Source organism: Kineococcus terrestris (assembly GCF_041020755.1).
Lineage (GTDB): Bacteria > Actinomycetota > Actinomycetes > Actinomycetales > Kineococcaceae > Kineococcus > Kineococcus terrestris.
Window position 1 is genome coordinate 136,095 of record NZ_JBEUEI010000006.1, and the last position, 21,932, is coordinate 158,026.

22 protein-coding genes are annotated in these 21,932 nt (G+C 77.0%); 20 read left to right on the forward strand and 2 right to left on the reverse strand.

Translation table 11 applies throughout. From position 1 onward, the window contains the following. The first annotated feature begins 2 nt into the window (after window positions 1-2). The 3 genes from hisH to AB8M62_RS05995 all read left to right on the forward strand — a co-directional run bounded on the left by hisH (window position 3) and on the right by AB8M62_RS05995 (window position 2,323). Window positions 3-683 carry an imidazole glycerol phosphate synthase subunit HisH gene (hisH, locus tag AB8M62_RS05985; RefSeq protein ID WP_369068945.1) on the forward strand — a complete coding sequence of 227 codons (681 nt, stop codon included), beginning with the start codon at window positions 3-5 and terminating at the stop codon, window positions 681-683. Between the two features lie 75 nt (window positions 684-758). Next, entirely contained in the window at window positions 759-1,517 is a 759-nt protein-coding gene (priA, locus tag AB8M62_RS05990) for a bifunctional 1-(5-phosphoribosyl)-5-((5-phosphoribosylamino)methylideneamino)imidazole-4-carboxamide isomerase/phosphoribosylanthranilate isomerase PriA (RefSeq protein ID WP_369068946.1), read from the forward strand. 200 nt (window positions 1,518-1,717) lie between these two features. Next, the gene (locus AB8M62_RS05995; RefSeq protein WP_369068962.1) at window positions 1,718-2,323 is read left to right on the forward strand and encodes an SseB family protein; all 606 of its coding nucleotides are present in this window, start codon (window positions 1,718-1,720) and stop codon (window positions 2,321-2,323) included. A 49-nt stretch (window positions 2,324-2,372) separates the two neighbouring features. Here the strand turns inward: AB8M62_RS05995 and AB8M62_RS06000 are convergent, their stop codons facing one another. Next, window positions 2,373-2,939: a DoxX family protein gene (locus tag AB8M62_RS06000; RefSeq protein ID WP_369068947.1), complete on the reverse strand. Its 567-nt coding sequence runs from the start codon at window positions 2,937-2,939 to the stop codon at window positions 2,373-2,375. A 173-nt stretch (window positions 2,940-3,112) separates the two neighbouring features. Then, window positions 3,113-3,523, reverse strand: coding sequence for a DUF1844 domain-containing protein (locus AB8M62_RS06005; RefSeq protein ID WP_369068948.1), 411 nt, complete (start codon window positions 3,521-3,523; stop codon window positions 3,113-3,115). A 291-nt stretch (window positions 3,524-3,814) separates the two neighbouring features. Between AB8M62_RS06005 and infC the strand changes: the two genes are divergently transcribed. The 17 genes from infC to tyrS all read left to right on the forward strand — a co-directional run bounded on the left by infC (window position 3,815) and on the right by tyrS (window position 21,567). After that, window positions 3,815-4,432, forward strand: coding sequence for a translation initiation factor IF-3 (gene infC / locus AB8M62_RS06010; RefSeq protein WP_369053647.1), 618 nt, complete (start codon window positions 3,815-3,817; stop codon window positions 4,430-4,432). Window positions 4,433-4,502: 70 nt separating this feature from the next. Next, complete coding sequence (rpmI, locus tag AB8M62_RS06015; protein WP_369056530.1) at window positions 4,503-4,697, forward strand: 50S ribosomal protein L35; 195 nt, start codon at window positions 4,503-4,505, stop codon at window positions 4,695-4,697. Window positions 4,698-4,812: 115 nt separating this feature from the next. Next, window positions 4,813-5,199 (forward strand): 50S ribosomal protein L20, encoded by a 387-nt coding sequence (rplT, locus tag AB8M62_RS06020; RefSeq protein WP_369056529.1) that lies wholly within the window; start codon window positions 4,813-4,815, stop codon window positions 5,197-5,199. Between the two features lie 43 nt (window positions 5,200-5,242). Continuing rightward, complete coding sequence (locus AB8M62_RS06025) at window positions 5,243-6,148, forward strand: TrmH family RNA methyltransferase (RefSeq protein ID WP_369056534.1); 906 nt, start codon at window positions 5,243-5,245, stop codon at window positions 6,146-6,148. Between the two features lie 62 nt (window positions 6,149-6,210). Then, on the forward strand, window positions 6,211-7,440 hold the full coding sequence (locus AB8M62_RS06030; protein ID WP_369068949.1) for a sensor histidine kinase: 1,230 nt from the start codon (window positions 6,211-6,213) through the stop codon (window positions 7,438-7,440). Window positions 7,441-7,537: 97 nt separating this feature from the next. Beyond that, window positions 7,538-8,692 carry a phenylalanine--tRNA ligase subunit alpha gene (gene pheS / locus AB8M62_RS06035; RefSeq protein ID WP_369056527.1) on the forward strand — a complete coding sequence of 385 codons (1,155 nt, stop codon included), beginning with the start codon at window positions 7,538-7,540 and terminating at the stop codon, window positions 8,690-8,692. Then, the gene (gene pheT, locus AB8M62_RS06040) at window positions 8,692-11,265 is read left to right on the forward strand and encodes a phenylalanine--tRNA ligase subunit beta (protein WP_369068950.1); all 2,574 of its coding nucleotides are present in this window, start codon (window positions 8,692-8,694) and stop codon (window positions 11,263-11,265) included. The genes pheS and pheT overlap by 1 nt, the downstream gene beginning before the upstream one ends. After that, window positions 11,258-12,097 (forward strand): SDR family NAD(P)-dependent oxidoreductase, encoded by an 840-nt coding sequence (locus tag AB8M62_RS06045; RefSeq protein ID WP_369056525.1) that lies wholly within the window; start codon window positions 11,258-11,260, stop codon window positions 12,095-12,097. Before pheT ends, AB8M62_RS06045 begins: the two co-directional genes overlap by 8 nt. Window positions 12,098-12,142: 45 nt before the next feature. After that, window positions 12,143-13,201: an N-acetyl-gamma-glutamyl-phosphate reductase gene (gene argC, locus AB8M62_RS06050; protein ID WP_369068951.1), complete on the forward strand. Its 1,059-nt coding sequence runs from the start codon at window positions 12,143-12,145 to the stop codon at window positions 13,199-13,201. Beyond that, complete coding sequence (gene argJ, locus AB8M62_RS06055) at window positions 13,198-14,349, forward strand: bifunctional glutamate N-acetyltransferase/amino-acid acetyltransferase ArgJ (RefSeq protein WP_369056523.1); 1,152 nt, start codon at window positions 13,198-13,200, stop codon at window positions 14,347-14,349. Before argC ends, argJ begins: the two co-directional genes overlap by 4 nt. A gap of 8 nt (window positions 14,350-14,357) precedes the next feature. Next, a complete protein-coding gene (argB, locus tag AB8M62_RS06060; RefSeq protein ID WP_369068952.1) occupies window positions 14,358-15,281 on the forward strand; it encodes an acetylglutamate kinase in 924 nt (307 codons plus the stop codon). After that, a complete protein-coding gene (locus AB8M62_RS06065; protein WP_373694860.1) occupies window positions 15,278-16,570 on the forward strand; it encodes an acetylornithine transaminase in 1,293 nt (430 codons plus the stop codon). The genes argB and AB8M62_RS06065 overlap by 4 nt, the downstream gene beginning before the upstream one ends. Then, on the forward strand, window positions 16,567-17,493 hold the full coding sequence (argF, locus tag AB8M62_RS06070; RefSeq protein ID WP_369068953.1) for an ornithine carbamoyltransferase: 927 nt from the start codon (window positions 16,567-16,569) through the stop codon (window positions 17,491-17,493). The genes AB8M62_RS06065 and argF overlap by 4 nt, the downstream gene beginning before the upstream one ends. Beyond that, a complete protein-coding gene (locus AB8M62_RS06075; RefSeq protein ID WP_373694861.1) occupies window positions 17,490-18,122 on the forward strand; it encodes an arginine repressor in 633 nt (210 codons plus the stop codon). The genes argF and AB8M62_RS06075 overlap by 4 nt, the downstream gene beginning before the upstream one ends. Then, window positions 18,119-19,582 (forward strand): argininosuccinate lyase, encoded by a 1,464-nt coding sequence (gene argH / locus AB8M62_RS06080; RefSeq protein WP_369056521.1) that lies wholly within the window; start codon window positions 18,119-18,121, stop codon window positions 19,580-19,582. Before AB8M62_RS06075 ends, argH begins: the two co-directional genes overlap by 4 nt. After that, entirely contained in the window at window positions 19,567-20,214 is a 648-nt protein-coding gene (locus tag AB8M62_RS06085; protein ID WP_369068954.1) for a DNA-3-methyladenine glycosylase, read from the forward strand. The genes argH and AB8M62_RS06085 overlap by 16 nt, the downstream gene beginning before the upstream one ends. A gap of 84 nt (window positions 20,215-20,298) precedes the next feature. Continuing rightward, a complete protein-coding gene (gene tyrS, locus AB8M62_RS06090; protein WP_369068955.1) occupies window positions 20,299-21,567 on the forward strand; it encodes a tyrosine--tRNA ligase in 1,269 nt (422 codons plus the stop codon). Window positions 21,568-21,932 lie beyond the last annotated feature (365 nt).

Sequence of the window (21,932 nt, forward strand, 5' to 3'; positions counted from 1 at the left end):
GTGTGACCAGCACGAACGAGACCGGAACCACCCGCGGCGGCACCGGCAAGAAGGTCGTCGTCCTCGACTACGGCTCCGGCAACGTCCGCTCCGCGGTGCGCGCCCTGGAGCGCGTCGGCGCCGACGTGGAGCTGACCTCCGACAGGCGCGCCGCGGCGGAGGCCGACGGCCTCGTCGTGCCCGGGGTCGGCGCCTTCGCGGCCGTCGCCGAGGGGCTGCGCGCCGTCGGCGGCGAGGAGGTCGTGGACCGCCGCCTGGCGGGCGGGCGGCCCGTGCTGGGCATCTGCGTGGGCCTGCAGGTGATGTTCGAGCGCTCCACCGAGCCCGGTGCCGGGGACGAGCGGGGCCTGGGCCAGTGGCCCGGTGCCGTCGAGCGCCTGCCCGCGGACGTCGTGCCGCACATGGGCTGGAGCACCCTCGACGTGCCGGCGGGCTCGGTCCTCTTCGAGGGCGTGGAGGACGAGCGCTTCTACTTCGTGCACTCCTACGGCGTGCAGCGCTGGGAGCTGGTGGACACCACCGGCGGTCTCGTCGAGCCGCCGCGGGTCACGTGGGCCGAGCACGGCGCCCCGTTCGTGGCCGCGGTGGAGAACGGGCCCCTGTCGGCCACCCAGTTCCACCCGGAGAAGTCCGGAGACGCCGGCGCGCAGCTGCTGCGCAACTGGGTGCGCTCGCTGGGCTGAGCGGTTCCCGGGCGGCCCGGGGGCCGTCGGGAGCACCGCGGACCCCGCCCGGGGGGCGCCCTAGAGTGGCCCCCCGTGACCGACGCGCCCCGCTCCACCGACAACCCCGCCCGCCTCGAGCTGCTGCCCGCCGTGGACGTCGCCGACGGGCAGGCCGTGCGCCTCGTGCAGGGGGAGGCGGGCAGCGAGACGTTCTACGGCTCGCCGCTGGACGCCGCCCTGGCCTGGCAGGAGGCCGGCGCGGAGTGGGTGCACCTGGTCGACCTCGACGCCGCCTTCGGCCGCGGCTCCAACCGCGAGCTGCTCGCCGAGGTCGTCGGCCGCCTGGACGTGGCCGTCGAGCTGTCCGGCGGCATCCGCGACGACGCCTCCCTGGAGGCCGCGCTGGCCACCGGCTGCCGCCGCGTCAACCTGGGCACCGCGGCGCTGGAGGACCCCGACTGGACCCGCGCGGCCATCGCCCGCCACGGCGACCGGATCGCGGTGGGCCTGGACGTGCGCGGCACCACGCTGGCCGCGCGCGGCTGGACCCGCGAGGGCGGGGACCTGTGGGAGGTCCTGGCCCGCCTGGACGCCGACGGCTGCTCGCGCTACGTCGTCACCGACGTGACCAAGGACGGCACGCTGCGCGGGCCGAACACCGACCTGCTGCGCGAGGTGTGCGCGCGCACCAGCGCCCCCGTCGTCGCCTCCGGCGGCGTGTCGAGCCTGGAGGACCTGCGCGTCCTGCGCGAGCTGGTCCCGGTGGGCGTGGAGGGCGCGATCGTCGGCAAGGCGCTGTACGCGCAGGCGTTCACCCTGCCCGAGGCGCTGGACGTGGCGGGACGGCCCTGACCGGCCCCCAGCGCCCCCAGGACCCCGCCGGACCCGGTCCCGCCGATTCCGCCGGCGTCCCGTGGGCGGGGCGCACGCTGCTGCCCAACCCGTTCGCCGCCGACGACGGCGGCCGCGACGAGCTCCTGGCCGGCGCGCTGCGGGCGTGGGCCGCGCTCGACGGCGGGACGGCGGGTGCCGCGGTCGACCCCGCGGGGCGCCTGCGCGCGGAGCAGGCCGTCGTCGCCGCGCTGGCCGGCACGCGCCTGTTCGCCCCCGTCGTCGCCGTGCTCGGCGAGGCCGACCCGCGGCCGGCCGGGCCGGCCGGCGACAAGAGCGCCGACATGGCGCTGGCCCTGCTGACGCGCCCCGACGGGCGGCGCGCCCTGCCGCTGTTCACCGCGGTCGAGGCGCTGGGCCGCTGGCGCGCCGACGCGCGCCCGGTGCCCGTGGACGCGGCCCGCGCCGCGCTGTCGGGTGTGCAGGAGCGCTGCGAGGCGCTCGTCCTCGACCCCGCCGGGCCCGTGACGTTCGTGGTGCGCCGCCCGGCGCTGTGGGCGCTGGCCCGGCAGGAGGCGTGGACGCCCTCGCCGTTCGACCCGGAGGTGGCCGAGGGGCTGCGCGCGGGCCTGGGCGACCTGACCGCGCTGCGGGGCGTGCGCTGCGAGGCCGGCGAGGGTGCCGAGCTGCGCCTGGTGCTGGGCGTCGCGCCCGGCCTGGACCGGGCCGCCCTCGCCGAGCTGACCGCCGAGGTGGGCCGGCGGGTGGCGGTGCTGGAGGTGGCGACACGGGTGGACAGCCTGGAGCTGCGGGTCCTGCCCGCCTGAGGTCCGGCGGGCCCGTGCGCCGGCCCGGGGACCGGGCCGGCGCTCGCGCTCAGGAGGCGACGGGTGTGGCGGGGGAGTCGGCCGGGGCGTCCGCGGACTGCTCGGCGGCCTCGGCCGCCACGGCGGCCTGCCGCTTGCGGATCGTCAGCGCGGCGCCCAGCCCGGCGCCCAGCAGCGCCAGCGCGCTCATCCACGGCTTGTTCAGGCGCCCGCCCAGGGCGGCGTCCAGGGAGTAGCGGCCCGGGCCCGCCACGGCCAGCGAGGCGCCCGCCAGGCCGAGGACGGCCGGGTACTCCAGCCCGCCGGAGGTCGCCCAGAAGCCGTTGGGCACGTGGACGGTGGAGGCGGCGGCCATCGTGGCCGCGGTCGCCGCCCCGCCGACCGGGGTGGCCAGCCCGGCGGCCAGCAGCACGCCGCCGGCCGTCTCGCCCAGCCCGGCGAGGATCGCGTTCTGGCGACCGGGGCGGAAGCCCATGGCGTGCATGGCGCCCGCGGTGCCCTCGATGCCGCCGCCGCCGAAGGCGCCGAACAGCTTCTGCGCGCCGTGCGCGGCGAGGGTGCCCCCGACGCCGAGGCGCAGGGCCAGCAGGCCCAGGTCGCTGGTGGGGAGAGTCACGGTGGTCCTCCAGTGGTGCGCGGTCTGCAGCGGTGTCGCTCTGTCGTCCTGTCCCTGCCCCGGAGCGGCCCGGACGCACGGGGGCGGACCGAGCGCCCGTGGTCGTCCGGCACTCAACCACCTCCGGCCCGCCGCGGCGCGCCCGCCCCCGCGCCCGAGCGCGGGCCCGGGGCTCAGACGACGCTGCCGGTGTACTTCTCCCCGGGGCCCCGCCCCGGCGGGTCGGGCACGACGGAGGCCTCGCGGAACGCCAGCTGCAGCGAGCGCAGGCCGTCGCGCAGGGGGCGCGCGTGCCGGTCGCCGATCTCGGGGGCGGCGGCCGTCACCAGCCCGGCCAGCGCGGTGATGAGCACCCGCGCCTCGGCCAGGTCCAGGTGCCCGGCCTCCTCGGCGTCCTCGGCCAGGCCGCACTTGACGGCCGCGGCGCTCATCAGGTGCACGCAGGCGGTGGTGACCAGCTCGGCGGCGGGCACCTCGGCGATGTCGCGGGCGGCGTCGGCGGCGGTGGCGTCCGCGGCGGCGGCGTCGGCGGGTCCGCCCGGGACGCTGCCCGGGGTGTCGCCGGTGGGATCGGGTGAGGACATGCTGGTACCCTCGCAGGTGACCGACCGGCTCACGTCACCGGTCCCGCGGCCGCTCCGGCGGCCCGGGCGGCGTTCGTGGGGCCGGAGCGCGAAGCGGAGGCCTCCTCCCACCCGCGGTGCAGCGCACCGCCGGGTCCCGGTCCAGCTCGCCGTCCCCGGACGGCGGGCGAGGCGTCGTCGTCGTGGGTGATCCGCGTCCGGCGCCGGATCAGGCAGGCCTCCGTGCGCGTCCGCGCGCGGGGGCCTTCCTCGTGTCCGGCGGCCCCCCGACGAACGACGAAGGAGCAGCACATCAGCGAGCCCCGCATCAACGACCGCATCCGTGTTCCCGAGGTGCGGCTCGTGGGCCCCAACGGCGAACAGGTCGGGATCGTGCGCGTCGAGGACGCGCTGCGGCTCGCCGACGAGGCCGGTCTCGACCTGGTCGAGGTCGCCCCGCAGGCGCGTCCCCCGGTCTGCAAGCTCATGGACTTCGGCAAGTTCAAGTACGAGTCCGACATGAAGGCCCGCGAAGCCCGCAAGAACCAGTCGAACACGATCCTCAAGGAGATCCGCTTCCGCCTGAAGATCGACCCGCACGACTACGGCACCAAGAAGGGCCACGTCGAGCGGTTCCTCAAGGCGGGGGACAAGGTCAAGGTGATGATCATGTTCCGCGGGCGCGAGCAGTCCCGGCCCGAGATGGGCTTCCGGCTGCTGCAGCGCCTCGCGGAGGACGTCTCCGACCTGGGCAGCGTCGAGAGCTCGCCGCGCCAGGACGGCCGCAACATGGTGATGGTCATCGGGCCGCACAAGAAGAAGGCCGAGGCCAAGGCCGAGGACCGTCGCCGCAAGGAGGCGGACGCCGCCGGGACCACCGCCGACGAGCAGGTCGCCGCCGCCGACGAGTCGGCCGCCACCGCGTCCTGACACCGGGGCCCGCGGCGCCCGCCGGGCGCCGCGGGCCCGGGCCAGACCACGAACGATCCAGGAGATCAGCATGCCCAAGAACAAGACCCACTCCGGCGCCAAGAAGCGCTTCCGGATCTCCGGCTCCGGCAAGGTCCTGCGCGAGCGCGCCGGCAAGCGCCACCTGCTCGAGCACAAGGCGACCAAGCGCACCCGCCGGCTGTCGATGGACGCGGTCGTCGCCCCCGCCGACGCCAAGAAGATCAAGAAGCTCCTGGGCCGCTGACCGCCGCCGCGCCGGGCACCCCCGGGGCGGCCCCGACCACCCCCGCCGCGGAGCGCGCGACCGTCGTCCGACGGACCGCCGGCGCCCGCGGCTCGACATGTGAGGAGAACACCCCGTGGCACGCGTGAAGCGCGCAGTCAACGCCCAGAAGAAGCGCCGCGTCGTCCTCGAGCAGGCCAGCGGTTACCGCGGCCAGCGCTCGCGGCTGTACCGCAAGGCGAAGGAGCAGGTCACCCACTCCCTCGTCTACGCGTACCGCGACCGCAAGGCGCGCAAGGGCGACTTCCGCCGCCTGTGGATCCAGCGCATCAACGCGGCCGCCCGCGCCGAGGGCATGACCTACAACCGGTTCATCCAGGGCCTGAAGGCCGCCGGTGTCGAGGTCGACCGCCGCATGCTCGCCGAGCTGGCCGTCTCCGACGCCCCGGCGTTCGCCGCCCTCGTGCAGGTCTCCCGGGCCGCCCTGCCCGCCGCCCCGGCGGCGCAGAGCTCCGCCGCTTGATCCTGCCCCCGCGCAGGACACCGGGCGCCCGGCCGCGACCGTGCTGACCAACCCCCGCTCCGAGCGGGTGCGGTCGGTGCGGGCGCTGGCCGGGCGCTCGGTGCGTTCGCGCACCGGCACCTTCCTCGCCGAGGGGCCGCAGGCCGTGCGCGAGGCGGTCGCCGCCCACGCCGCCGCCCGCGCCTCGTCGGGCGCTGGTGCCGTCGTGCACGACCTCTACGTGACGGCCGCGGCGGCGCAGCGGTACGCCGACGTCGTCGGCACCGCCGAGCGCAGCGGCGTGCGCGTCGTCGAGGTCACCGACGAGGTGCTGGCGGCCATGACGGACACCGTCACCCCGCAGGGCCTGCTGGCCGTCTGCCCGCAGCGCCCGGCCCGCCTGGACGACGTCCTGGCCGCGGGCCCGCGCCTGCTGGCCGTCCTGGACCGCGTCCGCGACCCCGGCAACGCCGGCACGGTCCTGCGCGCCGCGGACGCCGCCGGCGCCGATGCCGTCGTCCTGAGCGCCGCCAGCGTCGACGTGCACAACCCCAAGGTCGTGCGCTCCACCGCCGGCAGCCTGTTCCACCTGCCCGTCGTGGCCGGTGCCGGGCTGGAGGCGCTGCTGGACGCCCTGCGCGCCGCGGGCGTGCAGGTCCTGGCCGCCGACGGCACGGGCGAGCACGACTTGGACGACCTGGCCGACGCCGCCGCGCTCGCCGGCAGCGGCCCACCGGTCGCGGGGCCGGACCTGCGCCGGCCCACCGCGTGGCTGTTCGGCAACGAGGCGCAGGGCCTGGACGACGCGGGCCGCGACGGCGCCGACGCCGTCGTGCGGGTGCCCCTGCACGGGCGCGCGGAGAGCCTGAACCTGGCCACCGCGGCCGTGGTCTGCCTGTACGCCAGCGCCCGCGCCCAGCGCCGGCACCCGGCCGCCGGGCACGCCCCGGCGGCACCGCCCGCGGGGTGAGCGGCCGGGCGGCGCGCGGCGCGCGGGGTGGTGCCCGGCGGAGGATGCCCTAGCCTCGCCCCGTGCCGGAGGCGAGGGGGAGCGCCGAGGCCGCCGCCGCGGCCGTGCCGTCCCCGCTGCCCGCGGCACCCGCCCCGCACACCGGTCCCGACGGCGCCGGCGCGCCCGGGGCCCCCGGGGCCCCCGCCGCGCCGGACCCGCCGCTGGCCCTGGACGACCTGCCCGACGGTGTCCTCGTCGTCGACGCCGACGGCACCATCGCCGCCGTCAACGCCGCCGCCGCGGCGCTGCTGCACCGCGAGCCCGCCCGCCTGGTGGGGGTCCACGTCCGCCGCGCGCTGCCGCTGCAGGACACCTCGGGCCGGCGCTGGTGGGACAGCTGGCGGAGCACCGGACCGGCGGCCGACGGGGCCGCGGCGGGGACGGCGGGCGCGGACGCCGACCGCCACCCCGAGCGCATGCTCCTGCTGCCGGGCGGCTCCGAGCTGCTGGTCACCGCCCGCACCGTCCGCGACGCCGCCGGGCGCCCCGCGCGCGTCGTCGTCGCCCTGCGCGGGACCGGCGAGCGCCGGCGCGCGGAGTCCGACGCCGCCAGCCTCATCGCCACCGTCGCCCACGAGCTGCGCTCGCCGCTGACGTCCGTCAAGCAGTTCACGGCGACCCTGCTGCGCCGCTGGGAGCGCTTCAGCGACGAGCAGAAGCGGCTGATGCTGTCCACGGTGGCCGCCGACGCCGACCGCGTCACCCGGCTGGTCGGGGACCTGCTCGACGTCTCGCGCGTGGACACCGGCCGCCTGCGCGTGCACCGGCGCCCCTTCGACCTGCCCGCCCTGGTGCGCGAGCACGTCGAGCGCCTGCTGCTCGCCGGCTACGACGACGACCGCTTCCGCCTGGACCTGGCCGGTGACCTGCCGGAGCTGTGGGCCGACCCGGACCGGATGGCGCAGGTGCTGACCAACCTCGTGGAGAACGCGCTGCGCCACGGCGCCGGCACGGTGACGGTGACCGTCTCCCACGACCCCGCCGTCGAGCCGGGCGGGGCGGGCGAGGTCGTCCTCGCGGTGGAGGACGAGGGCGACGGCGTGCCGGCCGAGAACCGCCCCTACGTGTTCTCCAAGTTCTGGCACGGCGGCCAGCGCAGCGGCACCGGCCTCGGCCTGTACGTCACGCGCGGGCTGCTGGAGGCGCACGGCGGGGACGTCACGGTCGACGAGGCCGCCTCCGGCGGTGCCCGCTTCACGGTCCGGCTGCCCGCGGGCCCCCCGCCCGGCGAGGACGCCCCCGCCGCCTGACCCGCCGCCCGACCCGCCCCCGGCCGCGCCCGTCTGGGAGGATCACCGCCGCGGGCCCGCCCGCACCGCGCATCGGCGAGACACGAGGACGGAGCGCATGCCCGCAGAGCAGGACCCGGCAGCCCGGGCCGCAGGAGCCGTGGCCGAGGAGGCCGTGCAGCAGGCCCTGGACGCCGCGCTGGCGGCCGTGGCCGGCGCCGCCGACCTGGAGGAGCTGAAGGCGGTGCGCCTCGCGCACGCCGGGGACCGCAGCCCCCTGGCGCTGGCCAACCGGGAGATCGGCGCCCTGCCCGGCCCGGAGAAGGCCGCCGCCGGCAAGCGCGTGGGCGCCGCCCGCGGCCGCCTGAACCAGGCCCTGGCCGCCCGCACCGAGCTCCTGCGCGCGCAGGAGGAGGAGCGCGCCCTGCGCGCGGAGGTCGTGGACGTCACCCTGCCGGCGCGCCGGCCCGAGCGCGGTGCGCGCCACCCGCTGCCGCTGCTGATGGAGCGCGTGGCGGACGTGTTCACCGCGATGGGCTGGGAGGTCGCCGAGGGCCCCGAGGTCGAGGCCGAGTGGTTCAACTTCGACGCGCTGAACTTCGACGCCGACCACCCGGCCCGGCAGATGCAGGACACCTTCTACGTCGCCGACGAGGGCGGCGGAGCGGGTTCGGGCCTGGTGCTGCGCACCCACACCTCCCCGGTGCAGGCGCGCTCGCTGCTGACCCGCGGCGTGCCGCTGTACGTCGTCTGCCCCGGCAAGGTGTTCCGCACCGACGAGCTGGACGCCACGCACACGCCGGTGTTCCACCAGCTGGAGGGCATCGCGGTCGACGAGGGCCTGACGATGGCGCACCTGAAGGGCACGCTGGACCACTTCGCGCGCGCGATGTTCGGCGACGCCGTCGAGACCCGCTGGCGCCCGGCGTACTTCCCGTTCACCGAGCCCAGTGCCGAGCTGGACCTGCGCTTCTCCCTGGGCCGGGAGGCCGAGCGCGGCTGGATCGAGTGGGGCGGCTGCGGGATGGTCAACCCGAACGTGCTGCGCGCGTGCGGGGTCGACCCGGAGCGCTACCGGGGTTTCGCCTTCGGGATGGGGATCGAGCGGACCCTGATGTTCCGCAACGGGGTGACGGACATGCGCGACATGGTGGAGGGTGACGTGCGGTTCAGCCGGGCGTTCGGCGTGGAGGACCTGTCGGCGTCGGGGGTGGCCGACGTCCTCGGCGGCCGCGTCCCGGCCGCCGCCGGCGAGGGGCAGGACGAGCTCTGATGCGGGTCCCCCTGAGCTGGCTGGCCGAGCACGTCGACCTCGAGCCCGGCGCGCGCGGCGCGGACGTGGCGGCGGCCCTGGTGCGGGTGGGCCTGGAGGAGGAGGGCGTGCACACCTCCGACGTGACCGGCCCCCTCGTGGTCGGCCGCGTGCTCGACCTCGTGCCCGAGCCGCAGAAGAACGGCAAGACGGTCAACTGGTGCCACGTCGACGTCGGGCCCGAGCACAACGGCCCCGACGGGCACCGCGGCGTCGTCTGCGGCGCGCACAACTTCACCGCCGGCGACTCCGTCGTGGTCGCGCTGCCGGGCGCGGTGCTGCCCGGCGGCTTCGCCATCGCCGCGCGCAGGACGTACGGGCACGTCTCGGACGGGATGATCTGCTCGGCGAAGGAGCTGGGCCTGGGCGCGGACCACTCCGGGATCATCGTCCTCGAGCGCCACCTGCCCGGCGCCGGGCTGACCCCGGGGCAGGACGCGCTGGCGCTGCTGGGCCTGGACGAGGAGGTCGTCGAGGTCAACGTCACCCCGGACCGCGGGTACTGCTTCAGCGTGCGCGGCATCGCCCGCGAGTACGCGCACGGCACCCGCCGCCCCGTCGCGCAGGTGTTCCGCGACCCGGTCGCCGTCGACGTGCCGACCCCGTCCGGCCCCGGTCACCCGGTGCGCCTGGCCGACGACGCCCCGGTGCGCGGCGCGGTCGGCTGCGACCGGTTCGTCGCCCGCGTGGTCCGCGGGATCGACCCCACCGCCCCGACGCCGCGGTTCGTCGCCGACCGGGTCCGGCAGGCCGGCATGCGCTCGATCTCGCTGGCCGTGGACGTGACGAACTACCTCATGCTCGAGACCGGCCAGCCCCTGCACGCCTACGACCTGGCGAAGCTGCAGGGCGAGCTGGTGGTGCGCCGCGCCCGCCCGGGGGAGCGGCTGACCACCCTCGACGACGTCGAGCGCCTCCTGGACCCCGAGGACCTGCTCATCACCGACGAGGTGCCCGGCGACCCCTCCACCTCGCGGGTGCTCTCGCTCGCCGGTGTCATGGGCGGTGCGAGCACCGAGGTGTCGGCGGCGACCACGGACGTGCTCGTCGAGGCGGCGCACTTCTCGCCCGTCTCCGTCGCGCGCACCGCCCGCCGGCACAAGCTGCACACCGAGGGCGCCAAGCGCTGGGAGCGCGGCGTGGACCCGGCGATGACCGCGCAGGTGGCCGAGCTGGCGGTGCGCCTGCTCGTCGAGCACGGCGGCGGCACCGCCGACCCGGCGGCCACCGACGTCGTCGCCCCCGGAGCCCCCGGAGCCCCGGCCGCGCTGCGGGTGCCGGTGTCCCTCGCCGAGCGGGTCGTCGGCACGCCGTTCACCGAGGGTGAGGTCGTCGCCGCCCTCGAGGAGGTCGGCTGCACCGTGACGGCGGACGGCGCGGACCTCGCGGTCGTGCCGCCGACCTGGCGCCCGGACCTGACCCAGCCGGTGGACCTGGTGGAGGAGGTCGCCCGCCTGCGCGGCTACGACGCGATCCCCTCGGTGCTGCCGGCCGCCCCGGCCGGGCGGGGCCTGACCGCCGGGCAGCGCGCGCGGCGGTCGGCGGCGCGCGCGCTGGCCGACGACGGCTTCGTGGAGGTGCTGTCCTACCCGTTCGTGGCCGCCGCCGTGCACGACGCGCAGGGCCTGCCCGCCGACGACCCGCGGCGCGCGGCGCTGCGGCTGGCGAACCCCCTGTCGGAGCAGCAGCCGCTGATGCGGACCAGCGTGCTGGACTCGCTGGTGGAGGTGGTGCGCCGCAACGTCTCGCGGGGTCTGCGCGACCTGGCGCTGGTGGAGTTCGGCAGCGTGACCCACCCGGTCGCCGGCGCCGGACCGGCCCCGGTGCCGGGCGTGGGCGGGCGACCGGGCGAGGAGGAGCTGGCCGCCCTGCTCGCCGCGGTGCCGGTCCAGCCGCTGCACGTGGCCGGTGTGCTCACCGGCACCCGTCGCCCGCCGGGCGCGGCCGCCGACGGTTTCGCCCGCGGCGGCGAGCCGGTGCTGTGGGCCGACGCGGTCGACGCGGTGCGCACGGTCGCCGCGGCGGTGGGCGTGGAGGTCGTCGTCGAGGCCGCCGAGCGCGCGCCGTGGCACCCGGGCCGGTGCGCGCGGGTGAGCACGGCGGCGGGGCACCTCGTCGGCCACGCCGGCGAGCTGCACCCGGCGGCGCTGGCCGCGCTGGAGCTCCCGGCGCGCTCGGCGGCGTTCGAGCTGGACCTGGACGTCCTGCTGGCGCGGGTCGGCGCGCCCCCGCAGGTGGCGCAGCTGTCGGGGTACCCGGCGGCCACCCAGGACGTCGCGCTGGTGGTGGAGGAGGGCGTGGCAGCGGCCGCGGTCGAGGCCGCCCTGCGCGAGGGGGCCGGCGAGCTGCTGGAGGACGTGCGCCTGTTCGACGTCTACACCGGCGCGCAGGTCGGCGAGGGCCGCAGGTCGCTGGCCTACGCGCTGCGCTTCCGGGCCCCCGACCGCACCCTGACGGCGGAGGAGGCCAGCGCCGCCCGCGAAGCGGCGGTGGCCGAGGCGGCGCGGCGCACCGGGGCGGTGCAGCGTGGCTGAGGCCGCTGCGACCGGGCCCGGCACCGCCCTGGTCACCGGCGCCTCGCGCGGGATCGGCCGCGAGCTGGTGCTGGGGCTGGCCGCGGCCGGCTGGTCGGTGGGGGCGCTGGCGCGCGACGCCCACGCCCTGGACGCGCTCGTGGAGGAGGTCGCCGACCGGTGCCGGGCGGCGGGCTCCGGCGGCCGCGCGGTGGCGACCGTCCTGGACGTCACCGACGTGGCCGCGGTCCCGGCGGCCGTGGCGGCCCTGGAGGCCGAGCTGGGCGGCACCGACCTGCTGGTCAACTGCGCCGGGCGCATCGAGGCCGACGAGGTGCCCGTGTGGGAGGCGGACCTGGACCAGGTGCGCGCGGTGCTGGAGGCCAACGTGCTGGGGCCGTTCGCGCTGGTGCGGGCCGTGGTCCCGGGGATGGTCGCGCGCGGCGCCGGGCGGGTGGTCGACCTCAGCTCGGGCGCGGCGCACAAGGACTCCGGCCTGCACGCGGCCTACGGGGCCAGCAAGGCGGCGCTGTTCCGCCTGGGCGGCGCGGTGGCCGCGGCCGGCGCCGAGCACGGCGTGCGCGCCTTCGAGCTCTCGCCGGGCGTGGTGCGCACGGGGATGTCCACCGGGATGGCCCAGCACGCCGGGCGCACGGAGTGGACGGACGCCGCCGACGTCGTCGCGATGGTCCTGGCCGTGGCGCGCGGGGAGCTGGACGCGTTCTCGGGCCGGTTCGTGCGCGTCGGTGCGGACACGCCCGCCTCGCTGGCCGCCGCGGCGGCCCGGGGCCTGGACCCGCGGGCCCGCCGCCTGGACGTGGTGCCGTGGGGACCGGACGACCCGCTGGCCTGACCCCGCCGTCTGCATGAGCACGCGCTCGCGTGTATGGTCATGCACATGATCTCGAACGGGCGGCTGAAGGTCGCCGTCGCGGGCGCCAGCGGGTACGCGGGCGGTGAGCTGCTGCGGCTGCTGCTGGAGCACCCGCGGGTGGAGCTGGGCGCGCTGACCGGCGCCTCCAACGCCGGCACGGCCCTCGGCGAGCTGCAGCCGCACCTGCACCCGCTGGCCGACCGCGTCCTCGCGCCCACGACCCCCGAGGTCCTCGCCGGCCACGACGTCGTGTTCCTCGCCCTGCCGCACGGCGCGTCCGCGGACGTGGCCGCCGCTCTGGGCGAGGACGTGCTCGTCGTCGACTGCGGCGCCGACCACCGGCTGGCCGACCCCGCCGCGTGGGAGCGCTTCTACGGCACCCCGCACGCCGGGACGTGGCCCTACGGCCTGCCCGAGCTGCCCCTGGCCGGCGGCGGCCGCCAGCGCGAGCGGCTGCGCGGCGCGCGCCGGATCGCCGTCCCCGGCTGCTACCCGACGGCCGTCAGCCTGGCCCTGGCGCCCGGCTTCGCCGCCGGGCTGCTGGCCGGCGAGGACGTCGTCGTCGTCGCCGCCTCGGGCACCTCCGGGGCCGGCAAGAGCCTCAAGCCGCACCTGCTGGGCGCGGAGGTCATGGGGTCGATGAGCCCCTACGGCGTGGGCGGCTCGCACCGGCACACCCCCGAGGTCGAGCAGAACCTCGCCGCCGCGGGCGGCGGGCCGGTCACCGTCTCCTTCACCCCGACGCTGGCGCCGATGGCCCGCGGCATCCTCGCCACCTGCACCGCGCGCCTGGCGCCGGGCGCCGACCCGGCCGCGGTGCGCGCGGCGTGGGCCGACGCGTACGCCGGCGAGCCGTTCGTGCACGTGCTGCCCGAGGGCCGCTGGCCCAGCACCGCCGCCGTCCTCGGCAGCAACGCGGTGCTCCTGCAGCTGGCGGTCGACGAGCGCGCCGGGCGCGTCCTCGTCGTGGCCGCCGTCGACAACCTCACCAAGGGCACCGCGGGAGGAGCCGTGCAGAGCGTGAACATCGCCCTGGACCTGCCGGAGACGACGGGCCTGCCGGCCACGGGGGTGGCGCCGTGAGCGTCACCGCGGCCGCCGGCTTCCGCGCCGCGGGCGTGACCGCCGGGCTGAAGGCCTCCGGCCGGCCCGACGTCGCCCTCGTCGTCAACGACGGCCCCCTGGACGCCGCCGCCGCGGTCTACACCGGCAACCGCTGCAAGGCGCACCCGGTGCTGTGGAGCGAGCGGGCCAGCGCGGACGGGCGCGTGCGCGCCGTGGTGCTGAACTCCGGCGGTGCCAACTGCTTCACCGGCCCGGAGGGGTTCCAGACCACCCACGCCACCGCCGAGCTCGTCGGCGAGCTCGTCGGCTGCGGGGCCGCGGACGTCGTGGTCTGCTCCACCGGGCTCATCGGCGTGCCGCTGGACCGCGAGCGGGTGCTGGCCGGCACCCATGCCGCCCACGCCCAGCTCGACGCCGACGGCGGCTCGCAGGCCGCCACGGCGATCATGACGACCGACACGGTGTCCAAGCAGGCGCTCGTGCACGGCGACGGGTTCGTCGTGGGCGGCATGGCCAAGGGCGCGGGCATGCTCGCGCCGGGCCTGGCGACGATGCTCGTCGTCCTGACCACCGACGCGGTCGCGAGCGCGCAGGACCTCGACCGCGCCCTGCGCGCCGCGACGCGCACCACCTTCGACCGGGTGGACTCCGACGGCTGCACGTCGACCAACGACACGGTCGTCCTGCTGGCCAGCGGCGCCTCCGGCGCGACGCCGGAGCCCGCGGCGCTGGACGAGGCGGTGCGCGCGGTGTGCGCGCAGCTGGCCCGGATGCTCGTGGCCGACGCCGAGGGCGCCGAGCACGACATCGCCGTCGAGGTCGTGGGTGCGGCGAGCGAGGACGACGCGGTGGAGGTGGCCCGCTCGATCGCGCGCAACAACCTCTTCAAGACCGCCGTCTTCGGCCGCGACCCCAACTGGGGCCGCGTCATGGCCGCCGTCGGCACGACGGGCGCCGCGTTCGAGCCGGCCGCGCTGGACGTCTCGCTCAACGGTGTCGCGGTGTGCGTGGGCGGCGCCCCGCACGCCGACCCGGCCGACGTCGACCTCGCCCCGCGCGAGGTCCACGTGCTCGTCGACCTGCACGCCGGGGACGCGAGCGCCACGGTGTGGACCAACGACCTGACGCACGCCTACGTGCACGAGAACAGCGCCTACTCGACGTGAGCGGAGCCGTGGAACCCCAGGACAGCGCGACCCCCGACCCGGCGGACCTGTCGCCCACCGACAAGGCCCGCGTGCTCGTCGAGGCCCTGCCGTGGCTGCAGCGCTGGCGCGGCGCCCTCGTCGTCGTCAAGTACGGCGGCAACGCGATGGTCGACGACGACCTCAAGCGCGCGTTCGCCGAGGACGTCGTGTTCCTGCGCACCGCCGGCCTGCGGCCCGTCGTCGTGCACGGCGGCGGCCCGCAGATCTCGGCGATGCTGGACCGCCTGGACATCCCCAGCGAGTTCCGCGGCGGGCTGCGGGTGACCACGCCCGAGGCGATGGACGTCGTGCGGATGGTCCTGACCGGCCAGGTCGGCCGCGAGCTCGTCGGCCTGCTCAACGCCCACGGGCCGCTGGCCGTCGGGCTGTCGGGGGAGGACGCGGGGCTGCTGCGCGCGCGCCGGCGGCCCGCACTGGTCGACGGCGAGCTGGTCGACGTGGGCCTGGTCGGCGACGTCGTGGGGGTGGACCCGCGAGCGGTCACCGACCTGCTGGACGCCGGGCGCATCCCCGTCGTGTCCACCGTCGCGCCCGAGGTCGACGACGACGGCGCGCTCGTGCCCGGCTCGGTCCTCAACGTCAACGCGGACACGGCGGCCTCCGCGATCGCCGTCGCGCTGGGCGCGCAGAAGTTCGTCGTCATGACGGACGTGGCCGGGCTGTACCGGGACTGGCCGGACACCAGCTCGCTCGTCAGCGAGATCAGCGCGGCGGAGCTGGCGGACCTGCTGCCGTCGCTGCAGTCGGGGATGGTCCCGAAGATGGAGGCGTGCCTGCGGGCCGTGCGCGGCGGGGTGCCGCGCGCGACGGTCATCGACGGCCGGCTCGCGCACTCGGTGCTGCTGGAGGTCTTCACGACCTCCGGCAACGGCACGATGGTCGTGCCGTGAGAGGGGGAGCGGTGGAGGTCGAGCGCGCGGCGCGGGAGGCGGGGGTCGACGCCCTGCCCGTCGCCGAGGGCGGTGCGGAGGCCTGGCTGGCCCGCTACTCCTCCTCGGTCATGGGCACCTACGGCGTCCCGCAGCGCGTCCTGGTGCGCGGGGAGGGCTGCTGGGTCTGGGACGCCGACGGGAAGCGGTACCTGGACCTGCTGGCCGGGATCGCCACCAACGCCCTGGGGCACGCGCACCCGCTGCTGGTGGCCGCGGTGACGTCGCAACTGGCGACGCTGGGGCACGTGTCGAACTTCTTCGCCACGGTCCCGCAGGTGGCGCTGGCCGAGCGCCTGCTGCAGGTGGCGCGCGCGCCGGAGGGCTCGCGGGTGTTCTTCTGCAACTCCGGCGCCGAGGCCAACGAGGCCGCGTTCAAGATGGCCCGCCGCACCGGCCGCACGAAGATCGTCGCGGCGGTGGACGGCTTCCACGGCCGCACGCTGGGCGCGCTGGCGCTGACCCACAAGCAGGCCTACCGGGCGCCGTTCGAGCCGCTGCCCGGTGGCGTGGAGCACGTGCCCTACGGCGACGTCGGCGCGCTGGGGCGCGCCGTGGACGGCGCCACGGCCGCGGTGTTCCTGGAACCCGTGCAGGGCGAGGGCGGTGTCACGCCGGCACCGCCGGGCTACCTGGAGGCCGCCCGCGCCATCACGCGCACGCACGGCGCCCTGCTGGTGCTGGACGAGGTGCAGACGGGGATCGGGCGCTGCGGGGAGTGGTTCGCCCACCAGGCGAGCGAGCACGGCGGTGTCGTGCCCGACGTCCTGACGAGCGCCAAGGGCCTGGGCGGCGGTGTCCCCGTGGGCGCCGCGATCGCCTTCGGCGAGCGCACCGCGGCCCTGCTGGGCGCCGGGCAGCACGGCACGACGTTCGGGGGCAACCCGGTGGCGGCCGCGGCGGGCCTGGCCACGCTGCACGCGATCGAGCGCGACGGCGTGCTGGAGCACGTGCGCCGCACCGGCCGGCACCTGCGCTCCGGTGTGGAGGCGCTGGGCCACCCGCTCGTGACGGGGGTGCGCGGGGCGGGCCTGCTGCTGGGGATCGGCCTGGCCGAGCCGGTCGCCCCGGCCGTGGCCCGGCACGCGCTGGCCGCCGGGTTCATCGTCAACGCGGTGCGCCCGGACACGGTCCGGATCGCCCCGCCGCTCGTCCTGACCACCGACCAGGCGGACCTGTTCACGGCCGCGCTGCCCGCGCTCCTGGACGCCGCCCTGGCGGAGACCACCACCGCAGGAGGAACCCCGTGACCGTCCGGCACTTCCTCGCCGACGACGACCTGACGCCCGCCGAGCAGGCCGAGGTCCTGGCCCTGGCCGCCCGGCTGAAGGCCGACCGCTTCGCCGCGCGGCCGCTGGAGGGCCCGCGCACGGTCGCGCTGCTGTTCGACAAGCCGTCCACGCGCACCCGGGTGTCCTTCTCCGTCGGGGTGGCCGAGCTGGGCGGCGTGCCGCTGGTGCTGGAGGCCGCCGGCTCGCAGCTGGGCCGCGGCGAGCCGGTCGCCGACACCGCCCGCGTCCTGGAGCGGCAGGTCGCGGCCATCGTGTGGCGCACCTCCGCGCAGAGCGGGCTGGAGGAGATGGCCGCTCACTCCCGGGTGCCGGTCGTGAACTCCCTGTCGGACCTGTTCCACCCCTGCCAGGTGCTGGCCGACCTGCTGACGGTCGCCGAGCACCGCGGCGACCTGGCCGGGCGCGCCCTGGCCTACGTCGGGGACGGCGCCAACAACATGGCCCACTCGTACCTGCTGGGCGGGGCGACGGCCGGTCTGCACGTGCGCGTCGGCACCCCGGCCACCGACCTGCCCGACCCCGACGTGGTGCGCCGCGCGGAGGAGGTCGCCGCCCGCACCGGCGGGTCGGTCCGCGTGGTGCACGACGCGACCGCGGCCGTGGAGGGCGCGGACGTCGTGGCCACCGACACCTGGGTGAGCATGGGCCAGGACTCCGCGGGCGCCGAGCGCTTCGCCCCCTTCGCCCTGACGAGCGGCCTGCTGGCCGCCGCCGCGCCGGACGCGGTCGTCCTGCACTGCCTGCCCGCCTACCGCGGCAAGGAGATCGCGGCCGAGGTCCTCGACGGCCCGCGCTCGCTGGTGTGGGACGAGGCGGAGAATCGGCTGCACGCGCAGAAGGCGCTGCTGGTCTGGCTGCTCGAGCGCTCGCGCAGCGCGTGAGCGAGGCGTCGGCCCGGACCGCCGGCGCGGGCACCAAGGCGTTCCGCCACGACCGCATCGCCGCCGTGCTGGCCCGGCGGCCGGTGCGCTCGCAGACCGAGCTGGCCGCCCACCTGGCCGAGGAGGGCGTGGCGGTCACGCAGGCCACGCTCTCGCGCGACCTCGTCGAGCTGGGCGCGGTGAAGGTGCGCGACGGCGAGCGCGGCCTGGTGTACGCGCTGCCGGCCGAGGGCGGTGACCGCACTCCGCGCAGCGGGGTGGGGCAGGAGGTGCTGGACGCCCGCCTGGCGCGCTGGTGCGAGGAGCTGCTGGTGTCGGCGGAGGCGTCGGCGAACCTCGTGGTGCTCCGCACCCCGCCCGGGGCCGCGCAGTTCCTGGCCTCCGCGGTCGACCACTCGGTCCTGCCGTCGCTGCTGGGCACCATCGCCGGCGACGACACGGTGCTGGTCATCTGCCGCGACCCCGCCGGCGGTCCCGCCGTCGCCGAGCGGTTCCTGGCCCTGGCGCGCCGGGACGCCGCCGCGGGTGCGGCAGACTCCCCGGCGGCCGACGACCCGGCCGGCGACGACGTCGAGGTCGACGTCGCGGACACCGACGACCTGCACACCGACGACGAGGAGCGACCGTGACGCAGCACCAGGCCCCCGCGCCCGCACCGGGCACCGCCGGGGAGAAGGGCCTGTGGGGCGGGCGGTTCGCGTCCGGCCCGGCGGCCGCGATGGCGGCGCTGTCGAAGTCCACCCACTTCGACTTCCGCCTGGCGCGCTACGACCTGGCGGGCTCGCGCGCGCACGCCCGCGTCCTGCGCGCCGCCGGCCTGCTCGACGAGGCGACCCTGGACGCGCTCCTGGCCGGGCTGGACGCCCTGGAGGCCGACGTCGTCTCCGGCGCCTTCACCGCCGCCGAGGACGACGAGGACGTCCACTCCGCGCTCGAGCGGGGCCTGCTGGAGCGCACCGGGCCCGAGGTCGGGGGCCGGCTGCGGGCGGGGCGCTCGCGCAACGACCAGATCGCCACGCTGCTGCGGATGTTCCTGCGCGAGCACGCGCGCGTGGTCGCGGCGGGCGTCCTCGACGTCGTGGAGGCCCTGTGCGAGCAGGCCGCCGCCCACCCGGGAGCGGCCCTGCCGGGACGCACGCACCTGCAGCACGCCCAGCCGGTCCTGCTGGCCCACCACCTGCTGGCGCACGCGTGGCCGCTGCTGCGCGACGTGTCGCGGCTGCGCGACTGGGACGTGCGCGCCGGCGTCTCGCCGTACGGCTCGGGCGCGCTGGCGGGTTCCTCGCTCGGCCTGGACCCCGCGGCGGTGGCCCGCGAGCTGGGGTTCACCGCCAGCGTGGAGAACTCCATCGACGGCACGGCCTCGCGCGACGTGGCCGCGGAGTTCGCCTTCGTCGCCGCGATGATCGGCGTGGACCTGTCCCGGATCTCCGAGGAGGTCATCGCCTGGGCGACGAAGGAGTTCTCCTTCGTCACGCTCGACGACGCCTGGTCGACGGGGTCGAGCATCATGCCGCAGAAGAAGAACCCCGACGTCGCCGAGCTGGCGCGCGGGAAGGCGGGCCGGCTGATCGGCGACCTGGCGGGCCTGCTGGCCACCCTCAAGGGCCTGCCGCTGGCCTACAACCGGGACCTGCAGGAGGACAAGGAACCGGTCTTCGACGCGGTCGACACGCTGGAGGTCCTGCTCCCGGCCGTCGCGGGGATGGTCGGCACGCTGCGCTTCCACACCGACCGGATGGCCGAGCTGGCCCCGCTGGGCTTCGCGCTGGCCACGGACGTCGCCGAGTGGCTGGTGCGCCGGGGCGTGCCCTTCCGCGAGGCGCACGTGGTGGCCGGGGCCTGCGTGCGCCGCTGCGAGGAGCGCTCGGCGGCCGAGGGCACGAGCGTGGAGCTGTGGGACCTCACCGACGACGACCTCGCCGGGATCTCCCCGCACCTGACGCCCGAGGTCCGCTCCGTCCTCAGCCTCGAGGGGTCGCTGTCCTCGCGCGACGGCGTCGGGGGCACTGCACCGGTGCGGGTGGCCGAGCAGCTCGAGGCGGCGCGCGCGGCGCTCGCGGAGCACCGGGCGTGGCTGACGAGCTGACGGGCGCCCTGCCGCGCGCGTTCTTCGACCGCGACGTGCTCGTCGTGGCGCGCGACCTGCTGGGGCGGGTGGTCCGCCACCGCACGCCCGAGGGCGCGGTGGTGGTCCGCCTGAGCGAGGTGGAGGCCTACGCCGGTCCGCTGGACCCCGGTTCGCACGCCTACCGCGGGCGCACCCCGCGCACGGCGGTGATGTTCGGCCCGCCCGGGCACGCCTACGTCTACTTCTCCTACGGGGTGCACTGGTGCGCCAACCTCGTCTGCGGGCCGGAGGGGACGGCCTCGGCGGTCCTCCTGCGCGCCGGCGAGGTCGTCGAGGGCGTGGAGCTGGCGCGCTCGCGGCGCGCGGCGGCCCGCCGCGACGCCGACCTGGCCCGCGGACCGGCGCGCCTGACGTCGGCGCTGGGGGTCGACCGGGCCCGGGACGGCGCCGACGTGTGCGCGGACGGGCCCCTGCACGTGCTGGCCGGCGAGCCGGTGGGCGACGAGGTCGTGCGGTGGGGACCGCGCGTGGGGGTGTCCGGGCCCGGCGGGACCACCGAGTGGCGGGCGTGGGTCGACGGCGACCCGACCGTCTCGGCGTACCGGGCGGCGGTGCCCCGCCGCGCCCGGCGCACCCGACCGGGCGCCTGAGGCCGCCCGCGGGCCGTGGCACGCTGTCCGGCGGGCGATCGGCGCCCGCCCGGCGGGGCCGGGAGACACGAGGAGAGCAGAGTCGTGAGCGACGTCTGGGAGGAACTGCGGTGGCGGGGCCTGGTGGCGCAGTCCACCGACGAGGCCGCGCTGCGCCAGGCTCTGGCGGACGGCCCGCTCACGTACTACGTGGGCTTCGACCCGACGGCGGCCAGCCTGCACGTGGGGCACCTGGTGCAGGTGCTGACCGCGAGGCGGTTGCAGCTGGCCGGGCACCGGCCGCTGGTGCTGGTCGGCGGGGCGACGGGCCTGGTGGGGGACCCGCGCGCCAGCGCGGAGCGGACGATGAACGACCCGCAGGTCGTCGCCGGGTGGGTGGGGCGCCTGCAGCAGCAGATCGCGCCGTTCCTGGACTTCGAGGGCCCGGCCGCGGCCACGATGGTGGACAACCTGGACTGGACGTCGCAGATGACGGCGATCGAGCTGCTGCGGGACGTGGGCAAGCACTTCAGCGTGAACCGGATGCTGGACCGCGAGGCCGTCGCCAAGCGGCTGGCCACCACGGGCATCAGCTTCACCGAGTTCAGCTACGTGCTGCTGCAGTCCAACGACTACCTGCAGCTGCACCGCCGGCACGGGTGCTCGCTGCAGCTGGGCGGCTCGGACCAGTGGGGCAACATCACCGCCGGCTGCGAGCTGGTCCGCCGGGTGGACCGCGCGACCGTCCACGCGCTGGCCACGCCGCTGCTGACCAAGGCGGACGGCACCAAGTTCGGCAAGACGGAGTCGGGCGCGGTGTGGCTGGACCCGCAGCTGACGAGCCCGTACGCCTTCCACCAGTTCTGGCTGAACGCCGAGGACACCCAGGTGGAGGGCTACCTGAAGGCGTTCTCCTTCCGCTCCCGGGAGGAGATCACCGAGCTGGGGCGCCAGGCGCGCGAGGAGCCGAGGGCCCGCGCGGCGCAGCGGGCGCTGGCGCACGACGTCACGGTCCTGGTCCACGGCGAGGACGCCGCCCGCGCCGCCGAGCAGGCGGCGGCGGCGCTCTTCGGCGGGGGGGACCTGGGCGAGGTGGACGCGGCGACCCTGGCGGCGGCCCTGGCGGAGCTGCCCACGGCCGAGCCGGCCTCGCGCGAGGTGCCGCTGGCGCAGCTGTTCGCTGAGACGGGTCTGGTGGCCAGCCGCTCGGCGGCGCGCCGGACGATCGCCGAGGGCGGTGCGTACGTCAACAACGTCAAGGTCGCCGAGGCGGACGCGACGCTGGCGGACGTGCCGCTGCTGCACGGGCGCTGGGCGGTGCTGCGACGGGGTCGCAAGGCCCTCGCAGCGGCCTCGATCCCGTTGCCGCAGTAGCGGATCGGCCCGGGGGCCGCCGCGGATTTGCCCCGCGGCCCCCCGGGCGTCTACTGTTCTTCACGTCGCCGCGAGCGGGGGCAGCACGGAGGGCCGAGAGGCACGACGAGCCGCCTGCAGCGAGGGGTGACGCAGGACACTTCCAAGGTGGTCTTCCACGGCCGCTGACGAGGTTATGATGGGAAAGTTGTCCCTGCGGAGGTCCGCTCACCGAGTGGCCGTCCCAGGCGTGACGTCCGGTTCTTGAGAACTCAACAGTGTGCCAAGTGTTGATGCCAATGTTGTAACCCCTGTGGCCATCTTCGTGCGTTGTGTGCGTGTGGTGGTCGTGGGTTTTCCTTTGGTGTTGTCCTCCATTCTCCTCG